Origin of the sequence: Bradyrhizobium sp. SZCCHNPS1003 (genome assembly GCF_032381555.1) — a bacterium.
Taxonomy (GTDB): domain Bacteria; phylum Pseudomonadota; class Alphaproteobacteria; order Rhizobiales; family Xanthobacteraceae; genus Bradyrhizobium.
The window spans coordinates 86435-102187 of the sequence record NZ_JAUHIU010000014.1 but is presented as its reverse complement, the minus strand read 5'-3'; the positions used below and the strand labels follow the sequence as shown (position 1 = coordinate 102187).

The following is a 15753-nucleotide window of genomic DNA, read 5'->3' as shown; positions in this document are numbered from 1 at the left end:
GCGGAGGATTGACGAGTGCTGAGACTGCTCGTGCTCGAAGGCAACTCGCTGGACGGCCGGCGCCGCTGGGCCGAGGTCGCCGGCGCCACGCCGTCGGAGAGCTACGCGGCCGTGCTGCGCGCGCTGGCGCCGGACGCGGCGATTGACATCGCCACGCCCGCCGATGCCGATGCGCGCCTGCCGCAGCCGATCGAGGCCTATCAGGGCATCGTCATCACGGGATCGGCGCTCAATATCTATCAGCGCGAGCCGGAAGCGCTGCGCCAGATCGAGCTGGTGCGGACGATCTTCGCGCGGGGCGTGCCGATGTTCGGCTCATGCTGGGGACTCCAGCTCGCAACCGTGGCGGCCGGCGGCGAGGTGTCGCTCAATCCGGCCGGCCGCGAGGTCGGCTTTGCGCGCAAGATCACGCTGACGGAGGCGGGCCGCGATCACCCGATGCATGCGGCGCGGGGCGCCGTGTTCGATGCACCGGCGATTCACAGCGACATCGTCACCCGGCTGCCGTCGGATGCGACGGTCACCGCGCACAATGCCATGAGCGAGGTGCAGGCCGCGGAGATCCGCAGCGGCCACGGCCGGTTCTGGGGCGTCCAATATCATCCGGAATTCAGCCTGCAGGACGTTGCCTGGGTGATTCGCCGCATCGGCCAGCCGCTGGTCGAGGAGGGCTTCTTCGTCGATCCGGCGGAGCTCGAGCGCTACGCAGCCGATCTCGCCGCCCTGCATCATGACCGCGCCCGGCGCGACATTCTGTGGCGGCTCGGGCTCGACCAGGACGTCGCGAATGACGGGGTCCGGCAGGCCGAGATCAGCAACTGGATCGCCTCGCTCGCGTGACGCTCAGAACGCTACCGCATGAACTGAATGATGAGCGGCGCCAGCGCCACGTTCATCAGCCCGACCAGCACCATCACGAGGCCGGCGATCGCGCCTTCCTCGCGCCCGATCTGGTGGGCGCGCGCGGTGCCCGCACCATGCGCGCCGACGCCGAACAGCGCGCCTCTGGCGAGCGTCGAGCGCAGTGGCAGCCGCGCCAGCACGACGTCGCCGACGGCGGCGCCGATGATGCCGGTGAGCACGACGAACACGGCCGTGAGATCGGGGATGCCGCCGATCTCGCCTGAGACTTCCATCGCGAACGGCGTGCTCATCGAGCGTGGCAACAGGCTCAGACGCAGCTCGCCATCGATGCCGAGGACATAGGCCAGTGCCCAACTGGTCGCCACCGCGGTGAGGCTGCCCGCGACCATGCCGGCCAACAGCAGCGGCCAGCGGCGGCGGATCAGCGCGCGTTGCTCATAGATCGGCACGGCGAAGGCGACGGTGGCCGGGCCGAGCAGCGCCACCAGCCAATGCGTGCCGCGGATGTAGTCGCGATAGGAGACGTTGAGCGCGAGCGCCGCGATCATCAGCAGCGCGGGCGCCACCGCCAGCGGCATCAGCCACCAGCGCGGCCAGCGCCGGTGCACGCGCTTCGCCAGCAGATAGAGCAGGATCGTCGCGAGCGACCAGACCGCCGCCTGGATCAGCGGCTCACGCCACAGCGCGGCGAGGGTCATGACGCTCGGTCCAACGGTAGCAGAGGTCGACGGTGAGCGCGGTCACGCACATCACGGCGGTGGTGCTGACGACGATCAAGGCGAAGATCTTCAGGCCGAGCAGGCCGAACAGTTCGCGATGGTCGAGCAGCGCCAGCACCGCCGGCACGAAGAACAGCAGCATCTCGGCCAGCATCCAATTTGCGCCGCGCTTGATGCTGGCGACCTTCAATCCGCCTGCCAGGACCAGAGTGAGCGCCAGCGCCATTCCGATGATGCCGCCTGGCAGCGGCAGGCCGGTCGCCCGGGCCAGCGCCTCGCCGGCAGCCCAGAACAGGCCGAGCAGACCGATCTGCACCAGCCGGTTGCGGCGGAGCAGGCGATGAACCCCAATGGAAATGCTGCGATGCATCATGTGGCGGCGTCCGAAAGTGATTGCGCGATCAAGGTATGCCGCATCGCAACATGTAGAAAGCGAATTGAATGAATGATATCAAGTCAAAAATCGAATACTGAGCCTGATTATGGAACTTCGAACCCTCAGGACCTTCGTCGAGGTCGTCCGCCAAGGCGGCTTCTCGCAGGCTGCCAAGGTGGTGTTTGCGACCCAGTCGACCGTCAGCAAGGCCGTCAAGCAGCTCGAGGACGAGCTCGGCCTACCCCTTCTGGACCGGCTCGGCCACAAGAGCCGCATGACCGCGGCCGGCGAGATCGTCTATCGCCGCGCGATCCGGCTGCTGGCGGAGCGCGACGACCTGCAGGCAGAGCTTGCCGAACTGCGCGGCCTGAAGCGCGGCGTGCTGCGCCTCGGCCTGCCGCCGATCGGGTCGAGCACGCTTTTCGCGCCGTTGTTCGCGCTCTACCGCCAGCTCTATCCCGAGATCGAGATCCGCCTGGTGGAGCACGGCAGCGACCGGCTCAGCGAATTGCTGGCTGCAGGCGACATCGATTTTGCCGGCCTGCTGCCGCCCATCGCCGATGAGTTTGCCGCGCAGATCGTGCGCCGCGAGCCGCTGATGGCGCTCGTCTCTGTCAATCATTCGCTGGCCCGCCGCAAAACGATCACGCTCGCCGAGCTCCGCGACACGCCGTTCGTGCTGTTCGAAGCCGGCTTCGCGCTCAACCGTATCCTCCGCGAGGCCTGCCGCCGCAATGGCTTCGAGCCGGTGGTTGCTGCACGCAGCACGCAGATCGATTTCATTGCCGAGCTCGCCGGTGCCGGTCTCGGGGTCGCCTTCCTGCCGCGCATGATCGCGACCCAGCGCACGCAGGTGCCGATCAGTCTCGTCCTGCTCGACGAGCCCGGCACCGAATGGACGTTGGCGATGGCCTGGCGTCGTGGCGCCTATCTGTCGCCGGCCGCGGCGGCGTGGCTCCGGTTGGTGCGCGAGCGCGGCGAGGCGTGAGCATGAGTGCGGCGATGTCGCTTCATCTGCGAGGAACGTGCGGCGAGACGGTCGGTGTCGCCATGACGGTGTCGCCATGACGATTGGCGAGGACCTGAGCTCTACGCACAACTCGCAATGATCGAGCACCTGTCGCAACGACGCGAAAGCGGAGCCCGGAGAGGCGATCTCGGACGTGCGGACGGGAACGGCAAGAGCTGACGAAGGTTGCCTTCGCGCGCTGACTCGTTGATCTGCGCGAGAGGACAATCGATGAGTGAGGAAGATCACGAGCACCCAGATCGCAAATCGCGAGATCGCAGGGAGCTGCGCGACGCGGATGCTCCGGCGGCGAAGCGGCCAGGCCCGGAAAGCATGCCTTCGGCTGGCCCACATGCGCGGCCCGACCTGACCGACAAGGACAAGACTCCCGGCACTGGCATGTTGCCGGAGCCGGGCGACGCCAATCCCAGTCCCACAGGCTGACGTCCCGTGCGTGACTGAGTGCGCGGGAACCAGGGGTGCTTTGACGCGTTTCCGCCTGCTCCGAAAGAACGTGACACGCGCAGGCGTGCCGCGCGCTCATTGATTGAACCGGAGGGCAAGGATGTGCCGCTGGATCGCGTACCGCGGTGAGACGACCGCCTTCGAGCACTATGTGACCGAGCCGGAACACTCGCTGGTGACGCAGAGCATCCGCGCGCTGGAATCCACCGCAGGCACAAATGGCGATGGTTTCGGTCTCGGTTGGTACGGCGATCATCCCGAGCCCGGCCTGTATCGCGAGACACGTCCGGCGTGGTCCGATGAGAATCTCCGCTATCTGTGCCGGCACCTGCATTCACATCTGTTCTTCGCGCATGTGCGCGCCGCGACCGGCACGGCCGTGACCCGTCAGAACTGCCATCCGTTTGCCTGCGGCCGCTGGCTGTTCATGCACAACGGCTTCGTCGGGTGCTGGAACAGGCTGCGCCGCAAGATCGAGGCTATGATTCCGGACGCGCTGTATCCTTCGCGGCTCGGCACCACCGATTCCGAAGCCGTGTTCCTCGCCATCGTCGGCGCCGGCATCGATCAGGACCCGATCGGTGCGACATCGAACGTGCTACGCGCGCTCCGCCAGCTGGTCAACGAGGACGGCCTGCGTGAGCATCTGCGCTTCACGTCCGCCCTGTCGAACGGCCACGATCTCTACGCGTTTCGCTTCGCTGAGAATGATCGCGCCAACTCGCTCTACTACCGGGAAGATGGCGATCAAGTGATCGCCGTCTCCGAGCCTTTTGACAAGGAGCCGGACTGGATCGAGGTTCCGCCCGATCACGTGCTGGTCGCGCGCGCGTCCAGACCCGCCGAAATCGTTCCGCTATTTGCCTCGGACTCTGCCGGTTTCGTCGCGGAACGCAAACGATCACAGAGGGTTGTCGGCGGCACATAACACAACAGAAACTGGATGATCCGCGATGTGCGGCATTTGTGGTGAAGTCAGGACTTCCGGACAGCCCGCGCTCGCGGCGCTCGGCCGAGTCAACGATGCGATGCAGGCGCGCGGTCCCGACGCCGCCGGCCTCTACGTGCAGGGCGGAATCGCGCTCGGCCACCGTCGTCTCAGCATTCTCGATCTATCAGCCGCCGCGCAGCAGCCGATGATCGATGCCGCGCTCGGCCTCGGCATCGTGTTCAATGGGTGCATCTATAATTTCCGCGAGCTGCGCGCCGAGCTGCAGGCGAAGGGCTATCGCTTCTTCTCCGACGGCGATACCGAGGTGATCCTCAAGGCCTATCATGCCTGGGGCAAGACCTGTGTTCAGCGCTTCAAGGGCATGTTCGCCTTCGCGCTGTGGGAGCGCGACAGCGGGCGCGTCGTGATCGCGCGCGACCGTCTCGGCATCAAGCCGCTGTACTACACCGAGGGGCCGGGCTTCCTCCGCTTTGCCTCGTCCCTGCCGGCGCTGCTCGCCGGTGGTGATGTCGACACCTCGATCGACCGAACGGCGCTGCATCATTTCTTCAGCTTTCACGCCGCCGTTCCGGCGCCGCGTACGATCCTCAATGGCGTGAAGAAGCTCGAGCCGGCGACGTTGCTGACGATCGAGCCCGATGGAGCGCAGCGCCGCGAACGCTACTGGCAGTTCAGCGTCGGCGCGCCGCGTCCATCCGATCGCGCCATGAGTCAGGAAGAATGGTCGGATGCATTGCTGGACGCGATGACATCGGCGGTGGACCGTCGCCGTGTCGCTGACGTGCCCGTCGGTGTGCTGTTGTCGGGCGGGCTGGATTCGTCGCTGCTGGTCGCGCTGCTGTCCAAGCTGGGACACGAGGACATCCGCACCTTCTCGATCGGCTTCGACGCGGTGGGCAAGCACACCGGCGATGAATTCCGCTACTCCGACATCATTGCACGGACGTTCGGCACCAACCACGAGCAGATCAGGATCGGCGGCAACCGCGCGCTCGACGCCTTGCCCCATGCCATCGCCGCCATGTCTGAGCCGATGGTCAGCCACGACGCGGTCGCGTTCCATCTCTTGTCGTCGGAGGTCGCCAAGCGCGTCAAGGTGGTGCAGAGCGGGCAGGGCGCCGACGAGGTGTTCGGTGGCTACAGCTGGTATCCAGGCTTCCTCTCGGCCAACGATCCCGTTCAGCAATATCAGAATGCCTATTTCGACTGGACGCATTCGGATCTGCAGCGGCTGCTGGCGCCGGAGTTGCTCGGCGACGACGTGAGCCTGGCATTCGTGGAGCGCTTCTTCGGAGATCATGCCGGCGCCTCGGCGGCGGACAAGGTGCTGCAGATCGACACCGAGATCATGCTGGTCGACGACCCCGTGAAGCGGGTCGACAACATGACGATGGCGTTCGGGCTGGAGGCCCGCGTGCCGTTCCTCGATCACGACGTGGTGGAGCTCGCCGCGCGCATGCCCGCCGAGCTGAAGGTGAAGAACGGCGGCAAGCACATTCTCAAGGAGGCGGCACGCCGCTGCGTGCCGGCGGAGGTGATCGACCGCCCCAAGGGATACTTTCCGGTGCCGTCGCTGCGCTATCTGCGCGGCCCGTTCCTCGACTATGTCCGCGACGTTCTCAACGACGAGAAGGCGCGCGCACGCGGCCTCTACCAGCGCGACTTTATCGACCACATGTTGCAAAACCCCGAAGCCGAGATGAGCCCCAAGGGACATTCGCGGCTGTGGCAGGCGGCCCTGCTCGAGGCATGGCTGCAGACGCACGGCATTTGACGTCTGACAGGATTGATCACATGGGATTGGATCCACGCATCTTGGAGAAGCTGCGGCTTGGCCTGAGCGATGACGAGCGTCGTCTGGTGATCCGCTCGGCCACCGGCAGCGAGGAAGTCACGGAATATTCGTTCGGCATCGAGGAGGAGTACTTTCTCGTCGATGCGCAGACGCGCGATGTCGCGATCCGCACGCCCGACGATCTGTTCGAGGCCGCCAACTGGTCGACCGGCGGGCAGGCCATGCGCGAGATGCTGCAGGCGCAGCTCGAGGTCGCCACCAACGTCCATGTCGATGTCGGCGACGCGCGCGAGGAGATGAAGTTCCTGCGGCGCGAGGTTGCCAGCGTGGCGAGTCAGTATGGCCTGACGATCCTGGCCTGCTCCACGCATCCGACCGCGAGGTGGCGCAGCTCACAGCCGAGTCCCAAGCCGCGCTACGCGGAGATGATGGAGGACCTTCGGATCGTCGGCCAGCGTAACATGCTGTGCGGCATGCACGTGCACGTCCAATTGCCGGACCCCGAGCGGCGGTTCGCGGTCATGCGGGCGATGATCCCGCATATCCCGGTGTTCGTCGCGCTATCTGCGTCCTCGCCGTTCTGGAATTCGCGCGAGACGGGCCTGAAGGGCTATCGGCTTGCCGCCTATGACGAGCTGCCGCGCAGCGGCCTGCCCGAGCTGTTCACCTCGAAGCAGCAATATGATCGCTATGTCGCGGCGCTGACGAAGTCCGGCGTGATGCCGGACGAGAGTCATGTCTGGTGGGCGATGCGGCCGTCGCTGCGGCATCCGACCTTGGAGTTGCGTGCGCCCGACGTCTGCACGTCGGTGGATGACGCCGTGGCGATTGCCTCGCTCTATCGCGCTTTGGCACGCTACCTCTATCTCAATCCCGATCTTGCGGAGACCGTCGGCAATGTCGAGCGCGCGATCGCGGTCGAGAACAAGTGGCGGGCGCAGCGCTATGGCACCGACTGTCTGTTCGTGACCGAGGACGGTCCCGTGACGGGCCAGGAGATCCTCAACCGCATGATCGCGGATGTCGCACCGCATGCGGAGGCTCTGGGATGTCTCGCCGAGGTCGAGCACTGCCGCATCATCATGCAGTTCGGCAGCTCGGCCGACTATCAGCTGCAGGCCTATCGCGAGTCCGGCGGACAGTTGTCGGCCGTGACGCGCTGGATCGAGGCGGCGACGGTGTCGCGCGCCGAGCCGCCGCGCTCACAGGCACCGGTCGAGCCGGCGCAATGACGCGGGCCTAGGTCGGCTGCCTGATCACATGGCCGTCGCGCGCGATGAGGCGGCCGTCCTTGTAGACTGAGCGGCCCTTTGGCACGGCGACGACAGCCTGCGGAACGTGCTCGGCATCGAGGGTGACAAAGTCGGCCCGCGCACCGACGCGCAGGCCGTAGTCCGCAAGCCTCAAGGCCTTGGCGCCGGCCTCGGTGACGAGGTCAAAGGCCATCCGCAGCTCGTCATCGACATAGAAGCCGGAGCGATAGCCGACCATCATGGCGCGGTTCAACAGATCGCCGTCGCCATAGGGCCACCAGGAGTCGCGGATGTTGTCGTTGCCGCTGAACACGGTGACCCCCGCCGCACGCAACAGCGCCACGGGCGGGAAGGGCCGCGCGCCCGGCGCGTTGGTCATGATGGCGACGCCAGACGCCGCCAGGACGTCGGCAATCTTCTTGAGCGGGTCAGCAGGCAGGTCGCCGAGCGCGTAGGCGTGGCTGACCGCGACGCGGCCTTGCATGCCGAGGGCGCGCGTGCGCGCGGCGATCTGCTCCAGCTCGAACAGGCCGAGCATGCCCGGATCGTGCAGATGGATATCGACGTCGACGCCGTGCTTGTGGGCTGTGCCGAACACGACGTCGAGATGCTTTTCGACGTCGCGGTCGAAGCTCGCGGGATCGAGCCCGCCGACGAGGTTGGCGCCGAGCCTGATGGCCTCGTCGAGCAGTTCGGGTGTGCCCGGGCTCTTGAGGATGCCGCTCTGGGGAAAAGCCACGAGCTGGATCTCGATCAGATCGCGATACTCGTCGCGGACGCGCAGGATCGTCTCCAGCGATTTGAGGCCGACCGAGCCGTCGACCATCACATGGCTGCGCATCCGCGTGGTGCCGTGGCCGATGCAGAGATCGAGCTGGTTGCGGGCGCGGACGTCCATCGGCGCCGCCGCCGCCATGTTCTGCGCCTGGAACGTGACGCGCTCATGCACGTCGAAGCCGTTGGTGCACGGCTTGTGCGGCTTCCAGGCATCACCATAGAAGCTGGTGTCGAGATGGATGTGGCCCTCGACGAAGCCGGGCACGACCAGCGCGCCGCCGAGATCGATCACCTCGCGCGCCTCGGGGCGCTCGGTCTCAGCGAGAAGCCCGCTGATGCGGCCGCCGTCGACCGTAATCGCATGGCGCGCGCTGCGGTCGAGCCGCGCATTGATGAACAGCTTGTCGACGGCCATGCACAATCCTTCCCATCTATCCGCCAGCATCGGAGCCGCCGGAGGGGCGGCCCGATGCTGGTGCCGATGAGACCACATTCTTGGCCAGGAGCCGCGACAGCCGCAAGCGTCTTCAGGCGGCGATCGCCTGCGGCAGTCCGGCGAGCCAGTCGCGCGCTAGCGTCACATCCGCCTGCGACAACTGGTGCCCCGCCGGAAGCGTCGTGTGGGTCACGTCGGCGCCGGCCTCGGTGAGCTGCGTGCACAGCTTCGCCGAATTGCTGGCGGGCACGATCGGATCAGCGAGCCCGGACAGCATCAGCACCGGCCGGCGCGCGAGCCTGGCGGCCGGAGGATGCGCCAGCGGCACCATGGCGCGGAACAGCACTGCACCGGTCAGCGCTTCCGGCTGCAGTAGCAGCAGCGCGGCGGCGATGTTGGCGCCGTTGGAGTAGCCGACCGCGAGCGGCGCTCCGATCCCGTAGTGCTGCCGCGCCGCGTCGATGAAGGCGCCGAGCTCCAGAGCGCGCCGGCGGACGTCGTCCTCGTCGAACACGCCCTCGGCAAGCCGGCGGAAGAAGCGCGGCATGCCATGCTCGAGCACTTGGCCGCGTGGCGACAGCAGGGCGGCGCCGGGCGACAGCGTAGCGCCGAGCGGCAGCAGATCGTTCTCGTCGCCGCCGGTGCCGTGCAGGAGCAGCAGCGGGGCTGCTCCCAGCGTGTGTCCGGGCTGGAAGCGGTGGGTGAAGGACAATGCCTCGGTCACGATGCGGCCTCCTCGAGATTGGGCAGCACGCCTTCGATCTGCTTGCGGTGCGATTCGAGGAAAGCGGGCAGCTTGAGGTTTCGTCCGAGCTCGGCGACCGGCTCGTCGACCGCGAAGCCCGGGATATCGGTTGCGATCTCGAACAGCACGCCGCCCGGCTCGCGGAAGTAGATCGAGCGGAAGTAGTTGCGGTCCTTCTGCTCGGTCGGATGCAGGCCGTGACGATCGACCAGCCGCTGTGCCATCACGCCCTGTGCGGCGTCATCGGCGGCGCGGAAGGCGATGTGATGCACCGACCCGGCGCCCTGCGCGCCACGCAGAAAGCCCCTGGCCTCGTAGATGTCGACCACGCTGCCCTCGGCGTCGCCGGGCGCCTTGAAGCGGATGACCGAGCCTTCGCGGCCCGTCTCTTCGAAGCCGAACACGTCGGTCAGCACGGCGGCAGTCCTCTCCGCGGAGTCGAGCAGCAGGGTCACGCCGTGGAAGCCGCGGATCGCGTGCTCCGCCGGGATGTCGCCGTTGCTGTAGCCGGGCTCGTTCTCCGCGCCGGGGACGCCGACCAGCGCCAGCGCCATGCCGTCCGGATCGGTGAACGGCAGCACGGATTCACCAAAGCGCTTCTCCAGCGCCTCATAGGCGATGCCCCTCTCGGTGAGGCGCTGCGTCCAGTAGCTAAGGGAGCGCTGCGGCACCCGGAACGCGGTCTGGTGGGTCTCGCCGACGCCGCGGCGGCCCGGCCGCACGCCGGCCCAGGGGAAGAAGGTCAGGATGGTGCCGGGGCGGCCGGTCTCATCGCCGTAGTAGAAATGATAGGTGCCGGGATCGTCGAAATTGACTGTCTTCTTGACGAAGCGCAGGCCGAGGTCGCGGGTGTAGAAGCCGAAATTGCGGATCGGATCGCCGGCAATCGCAGTCACGTGGTGCAGTCCGGGCATATGGGTCTCCTGTCGATGGACCCCCGAAAGGGCCGTTGAATTCCTGGGCGCAATATTGGCTCGCTTTGATTTGGAGACAATCCGTGCTCTTGTGACGTCTCTGTCTACGATTTGGCGACAATGGCGGCCCTATGGACAAGCTGAGCAGCCTGCGGGCCTTCGTGAAGGTGGTCGAGAGCGGCAGCTTCGCCGAGGCCGGCCGGCAGCTGCGGCTGTCGCGCTCGGCGATCTCGAAATATATCGGCGAGCTGGAGGCGAGCCTCGGCGTCCAGTTGATCGTCCGCACCACGCGCCATGCCAGCCCGACCGAGACCGGCCAGCTCTATTTCGAGCGCGCGGTCTCGATCCTCGCGGAGCTCGACGCCGCCGATCAGGCCGTCAGTCAGTCGCAGGCCGCGCCGCGCGGGCTCTTGCGCGTCAACGCGCCGATGTCGTTCGGCACCATGCGGCTCGGTCCCGTCGTCGCCGATTTCATGGCCCGCTATCCCGAGCTGCAGTTGCAGATCGTGCTGAGCGACGATCTGCTGGATCCCGTGCAGGACGGCTTCGACGTGACGTTGCGGATCGCCGAGCTGGAATCGTCGAGCCTGGTGGCGCGGCGGATCATGCCGGTGGAGCGCGTGATCTGCGCCGCGCCGGCCTATCTCGCGCGGCACGGCACGCCTGGCAGCCCGGAGGAGCTGCGTCGCCACACCTCTCTCACCTACGGTTTCCTGCTGACCGGCAATCAGTGGAAGCTCACCGGCCGCGACGGCGACCACTGGGTCCAGCCGGCGTGGTCGTTGTGCGTCAACAATGCCGAGGTGCTGCGCGACGTCGCCATCAAGGGACAGGGCATTGCGCTGATCCCGCGCTTCATCGCGGCGGACGCGCTCGAGAGCGGCGCGCTGACCGCGATCCTCGCCGATTACGCCGCGCCGCCGCTCGCGCTCTATGCGATCTATCCGCCGACGCGGCACCTCTCGGTGAAGGTGCGGCTGTTCATCGACTTCCTGGTCGAGCGCTTCGGCAAGGAGCGCGACGTGACCAGACCGTAGGCTGCAACTGAACCGCAAATCGCCTCGAACCTTTAACCGGGCGCTGATAGTGTTCCGAGCCGGCAGCAGAGAGGTAACGATGCATGGGGCGGCTGAGCACGCATATTCTGGATACGGTCAGGGGCAAGCCCGCGGCCGGCGTCGCGATCGATCTCGATGTCCTCGAACCGGACGGCTCTTGGCGCCGCGTCAAGCAGGTCCGGAGCAATGCCGACGGGCGCACCGACCAGCCGATGCTGGCGGACGATGACTTCGCCACCGGCACCTACATGCTGACCTTCCATATGGGCGCCTATTTCAGGACCCACGGCCTCGCCTCGGGCGATCCGCTGTTTCTCGATCTGATCCCGCTCCGCTTTTCCGTCGCCGATGCTGGCGCGCACTACCATGTGCCGCTGCTCGCGACGCCCTGGAGCTACCAGACCTATCGCGGGAGCTGAGCCGGATGAGTGCTGACGTCTATCCCCGCGATATGGTCGGCTACGGCCGCACGCCGCCGCATCCGCGCTGGCCGGGCGATGCCCGCGTCGCCGTGCAGTTCGTGATCAACTACGAGGAGGGCGGCGAGAACAACATCCTCCACGGTGACGCCGCCTCCGAAGCCTTCCTGTCCGAGATCGTCGGCGCCCAGCCCTGGCCGGGCCAGCGCCACATGAATATGGAGTCGATCTACGAGTTCGGCTCGCGCGCCGGCTTCTGGCGGCTGTGGCGGATGTTCACCGCGCGCAAGCTGCCGGTCACGGTATTTGCAATCGCCACCGCGATGGCACGCAATCCGGACGCCGTGGCTGCGATGAAGGAAGCCGGCTGGGAGATCGCCTCCCACGGCCTGAAATGGATCGACTACCGCGATGTCCCCGAGGCCGACGAGCGCGCCGATATCGGGGAAGCGATCCGGCTCCATACCGAGCTGACGGGCGAGCGGCCGCTCGGCTTCTACCAGGGCCGCACGTCGGAGCGCACGCTCGACATCGTGTTGAATGAGCAGGGCTTCGTCTACAGCGCCGATTCCTACGCCGATGAGTTGCCGTACTGGATCGCGGGGCCGCACGGCCCGCAACTGATCGTGCCCTATACGCTCGATGCCAACGACATGCGCTTCGCCACCCCGCAGGGCTTCAATTCCGGCGACCAGTTCTTCGCCTATCTGAAGGACAGTTTCGATACGCTCTACGCAGAGGGTGCGGAGAGCCCGCGCATGATGTCGGTCGGGCTGCATTGCCGCCTGGTCGGCCGTCCCGGGCGCGCGGCCGCGCTGGCGCGCTTCCTCGACTACATCACGGGTCATGACAAGGTCTGGGTCGCGACCCGGCTCGACATCGCCCGGCACTGGATCCGGACGCATCCGCCGGCCGGCGCGTGGCGGCCGTCGCAGATGTCACGCGTGCTGTTCGTCGAGCGCTATGGCGACATCTTCGAGCATTCGCCTGAAATCGCCGACCGCGCCTATCGCGCCGGCCTCACCGCCTTTGACGACGCGGCCGACGCGCTGCATACGACGCTCATGAACGTCGTCCGCACCATGAGCCGCGACGAGAAGCTGAAGCTGATCCGCGCCCATCCGGAGCTCGCCGGCCGCGAGGCGCTGGCGGGTGAGATGACGAACGACTCGATCGGCGAGCAGGGTCGGCTCGGCTTCACCTCGCTGTCGCGCTCCGAGTTCGAGCGCGTCGCCGACATCAACCGCCGCTATCGCGACAAGTTCGGCATGCCGCTGATCGTCGCTCTGGCGCTGCACGCCGACCGCCCCTCGGTCATCGCCGAGATGGAGCGTCGCATCGGCAACGACCCGGACACCGAGATCGCCAACGCCATCGACCAGATCGGTCACATCACCCGGGCCCGGCTGGCGAAGAAGTTCGATCAGGACTGAGCGAGGATCCGCTCTGCGTCGGCAGCGACATCGAGCAGCAGGCGGTCGCGGCCGCGGGCCGCGATGAGTTGCAGACCGAATGGCAGTCCGTGAACGTTGGTGCCGCAGGGGATCGAGATCGCCGGCACGCCGGCGTGATTGGCGTAAGGCGTGAACACCGCATGCGCGCGCGGGCTCACCGGCTTGCCGCCGATCTTGGATGGGCCGAGCTGCGTGAATGGCCAGGCGACGCAGGGCACGGTCGGCGCCAGCAGCACGTCGGCCTGCGTGAAGAAGCTTGCGAAGGCCCGCGCGATCTGCGCGCTTGCCTCGAGCGCACGCGCGACATCGGCGCCGCTCAGGCCGAGCCCGCGCTCGATCTGCTTGGCGATATCTGGATCGAATTGCGCCGGATCATTATGGAAGGCGTCGCCGTAGAGCGCGGCCAGCCCGGCATGCTGGAGCGGCATCACCGCGTCCTCGGCAAGGCCGGCCGGCCAGACGGGATCCTTGTCGACAATCGGCATGCCGCCGGCGCGGAGGCGGTCGACCGCCCGCTGCAGGCCAGCGCTGATGTCGCCATCGACCGCGACGTCCAGCCCGAGCCGCGGCGAGAACGCCACGCGCAGCGGCGTTGCATGATCCGCCGCGGCCACATCGAACGTATCGGGATCGCGCGGGTCGGCGCCGGCCATGATCTCGAACGCAAGCCTGGCATCGCCGACATCGGTCGCGATCGGCGCGATCACCGAAATGCGCCAGAATGGCTCGGGGAATCCCGGCCCGTAGGGAATGGCACCGAACGACGGCTTGAAGCCGACCACGCCGACATGGGCCGGCGGCCGGCGGCTCGAGCCGCCGGCATCGGTGCCGATCGCGAGCGGCACGAGCCCAGCCGCCACCCCAACGGCGGGACCGCCCGACGAGCCGCCGGGCGTGAGCTGCGGGTCCTGCGGATGAACAGTCGGTCCGAACAGCTGCGAGGTCGTCACGCCCTTGCAGGCGAACTCGGAGGTTGCGCCGATGCCAACGATCACGGCGCCAGCGCGGCGCAGCCGCGCGATCGCGATCGCATCCTCGGGCGCGATGAAATCAGCGAACAGCCGCGAGCCCTGCGTGATGCGCCAGTCCTCGACCCAGATGTTGTCCTTGACCACGATCGGCACGCCGGCGAGCGGCATTGCTTCGCCGGCGGCCACGCGCGCATCGACGGCATCGGCCTCGGCGCGCGTTCGCGCCGGATCTGTCGTGACGACGGCGTTGAGGTCACGGGCCGCGGCGATCCGCGCCAGCGCCTGCTCGGCGATCTCTCTGGCCGTGCTCCGCCGCGCCATGACGGCGCCTGCGATGTCACTCGCGCGCATGGGATCGCTCCATCAGCAGTACGGCTGTGCCTGCGGCGGCCGTCAATCCGAGTGCGACGAAGCTGCCGCCGAGGCCGACGCGGGGCGTCAGCAAGGCGACGAGCAGCGGCGCGGCGACGAGGCCGAGAAACGAGGCGGTGAGCACCGCACCTGTCGCCTCGGCGACGCGTCCGGGCTTGGCGAGATTGGCGATCTCGGCGATGAACACGCCGTTCCAGCCGCTCGCCGTCAGCCCGAACACGATCGTGAGCAGGACCAGGATCGACCGGCTCAGCAGCGGCCCCCAGAGACCGAGCAGCAGCGCGCAGACCGCCATGCCGACGCCTGCCATCACCAGCACGGCCCGCGCCGAGCGCAGGCGTGTCGCGACAACGCCCCAGCCCAGCCGTCCCATCAGGCCGGCGCCTTGCGCCGAGGCCAGCACCCAGCCGGCCTCGACATGGCTGAGCGCGAGCTCTGACGTGCCGAAGCTGACGAAGCAGGTGTTGAGGATGACCTGCATGCCACTGAACGGAATCGAGGCGACCGCGAGCGCGGCCATGCGGCGGTCGGCGCTGATCAGTCGCAGCCGATCGGACAGGCCGAGCCGCGGCATGGCCGGCGGCGTGATCGCATAGGCCGGCCGCAGACGCTCGAAGCCGGCGAAGGCGATGGCGGCGCAGACGATCACGGCGGCATAAGCGGAACTCGGTGCCAGCAGCACGGCGATCGGCGGCAGCAGCAGCGAGCCGACGACGGCGCCGATCTGGCTGCCGGTCTGCCGGATCGAAAACACCATCGCGCGCTTCTCGGCCGGCACGAGACGTCCGAGCAGCGCTGAGCTTGCCGGTGTCTCCGGTCCGACCGCGAGCCCCAGCATCAGCCCGGCGCCGAGCAGGGCCCATCCACCCTCGAACAGGGCCAGCGACATGCCGGCGCAGACGGCGACCGCGCACAGCGCTGCGACGCGCAGCGAGCCGACGCGTTGGACCAGCGTGCCGCCCCAGAACGAGGAGACGAGGCTGATGGTGAAGGCTGCGGTGGAGAACAGCGACAGCTGCTCGATGCTCAGTCCAGCGCGCGGCGCGACGACGCCCGGCGCGAATAGCGCCAGCGACACCAGGGCCTGCAGCGCGGTCATCGCAGCGACCGCAGGCCACAGCGGCGCCGCTGGTGCTGACGCTTGCTTCGCGGCTATCATGCCGCGACAACCTGA

General features: G+C 67.4%; 15 protein-coding genes. 8 read left to right on the top strand and 7 right to left on the bottom strand.

Features of this window, described 5'->3' with window-relative positions; genetic code table 11:
* The first annotated feature begins 15 nt into the window (after positions 1–15).
* Complete coding sequence (locus tag QX126_RS23085; RefSeq protein ID WP_315783866.1) at positions 16–840, top strand: type 1 glutamine amidotransferase; 825 nt, start codon at positions 16–18, stop codon at positions 838–840.
* Positions 841–851: 11 nt separating this feature from the next.
* Here the strand turns inward: QX126_RS23085 and QX126_RS23080 are convergent, their stop codons facing one another.
* Together QX126_RS23080 and QX126_RS23075 are read right to left on the bottom strand one after the other, a co-directional pair.
* Positions 852–1562 carry an LrgB family protein gene (locus QX126_RS23080; RefSeq protein ID WP_315775576.1) on the bottom strand — a complete coding sequence of 237 codons (711 nt, stop codon included), beginning with the start codon at positions 1560–1562 and terminating at the stop codon, positions 852–854.
* Positions 1537–1956, bottom strand: a complete 420-nt coding sequence (locus tag QX126_RS23075; RefSeq protein WP_315753691.1) for a CidA/LrgA family protein — start codon at positions 1954–1956, stop codon at positions 1537–1539. Before QX126_RS23075 ends, QX126_RS23080 begins: the two co-directional genes overlap by 26 nt.
* Before the next feature lie 109 nt (positions 1957–2065).
* On the opposite strand from QX126_RS23075, the gene QX126_RS23070 reads away from it, so the two are divergent.
* From QX126_RS23070 to QX126_RS23055, 4 genes are all read left to right on the top strand, one after another.
* Complete coding sequence (locus QX126_RS23070) at positions 2066–2947, top strand: LysR family transcriptional regulator (RefSeq protein WP_315734888.1); 882 nt, start codon at positions 2066–2068, stop codon at positions 2945–2947.
* A gap of 586 nt (positions 2948–3533) precedes the next feature.
* On the top strand, positions 3534–4361 hold the full coding sequence (locus tag QX126_RS23065) for a class II glutamine amidotransferase (RefSeq protein ID WP_315783864.1): 828 nt from the start codon (positions 3534–3536) through the stop codon (positions 4359–4361).
* Between the two features lie 25 nt (positions 4362–4386).
* Positions 4387–6159, top strand: a complete 1773-nt coding sequence (locus tag QX126_RS23060) for an N-acetylglutaminylglutamine amidotransferase (protein ID WP_315783862.1) — start codon at positions 4387–4389, stop codon at positions 6157–6159.
* A gap of 20 nt (positions 6160–6179) precedes the next feature.
* A complete protein-coding gene (locus tag QX126_RS23055; protein ID WP_315783860.1) occupies positions 6180–7412 on the top strand; it encodes a carboxylate-amine ligase in 1233 nt (410 codons plus the stop codon).
* A 7-nt stretch (positions 7413–7419) separates the two neighbouring features.
* Here the strand turns inward: QX126_RS23055 and QX126_RS23050 are convergent, their stop codons facing one another.
* From QX126_RS23050 to QX126_RS23040, 3 genes are all read right to left on the bottom strand, one after another.
* Complete coding sequence (locus tag QX126_RS23050) at positions 7420–8625, bottom strand: amidohydrolase family protein (RefSeq protein ID WP_315783858.1); 1206 nt, start codon at positions 8623–8625, stop codon at positions 7420–7422.
* 112 nt (positions 8626–8737) lie between these two features.
* Positions 8738–9370: an alpha/beta hydrolase gene (locus QX126_RS23045; RefSeq protein ID WP_315783856.1), complete on the bottom strand. Its 633-nt coding sequence runs from the start codon at positions 9368–9370 to the stop codon at positions 8738–8740.
* Positions 9367–10305, bottom strand: a complete 939-nt coding sequence (locus QX126_RS23040) for a ring-cleaving dioxygenase (protein ID WP_315783854.1) — start codon at positions 10303–10305, stop codon at positions 9367–9369. Before QX126_RS23040 ends, QX126_RS23045 begins: the two co-directional genes overlap by 4 nt.
* Positions 10306–10436: 131 nt before the next feature.
* Between QX126_RS23040 and QX126_RS23035 the strand changes: the two genes are divergently transcribed.
* The 3 genes from QX126_RS23035 (at position 10437) to puuE (ending at position 13215) form a co-directional block, all read left to right on the top strand.
* Positions 10437–11342: a LysR family transcriptional regulator gene (locus QX126_RS23035; protein ID WP_315783852.1), complete on the top strand. Its 906-nt coding sequence runs from the start codon at positions 10437–10439 to the stop codon at positions 11340–11342.
* A gap of 83 nt (positions 11343–11425) precedes the next feature.
* Positions 11426–11782 carry a hydroxyisourate hydrolase gene (gene uraH, locus QX126_RS23030; RefSeq protein ID WP_315783850.1) on the top strand — a complete coding sequence of 119 codons (357 nt, stop codon included), beginning with the start codon at positions 11426–11428 and terminating at the stop codon, positions 11780–11782.
* Between the two features lie 5 nt (positions 11783–11787).
* Positions 11788–13215: an allantoinase PuuE gene (puuE, locus tag QX126_RS23025; protein ID WP_315783848.1), complete on the top strand. Its 1428-nt coding sequence runs from the start codon at positions 11788–11790 to the stop codon at positions 13213–13215.
* Here puuE and QX126_RS23020 read toward each other — a convergent pair.
* The gene (locus tag QX126_RS23020; RefSeq protein ID WP_315783846.1) at positions 13206–14558 is read right to left on the bottom strand and encodes an amidase; all 1353 of its coding nucleotides are present in this window, start codon (positions 14556–14558) and stop codon (positions 13206–13208) included. The two genes, puuE and QX126_RS23020, sit on opposite strands and share 10 nt — an antisense overlap.
* Positions 14545–15738: an MFS transporter gene (locus tag QX126_RS23015; protein WP_315734876.1), complete on the bottom strand. Its 1194-nt coding sequence runs from the start codon at positions 15736–15738 to the stop codon at positions 14545–14547. Before QX126_RS23015 ends, QX126_RS23020 begins: the two co-directional genes overlap by 14 nt.
* Positions 15739–15753: the final 15 nt, after the last annotated feature.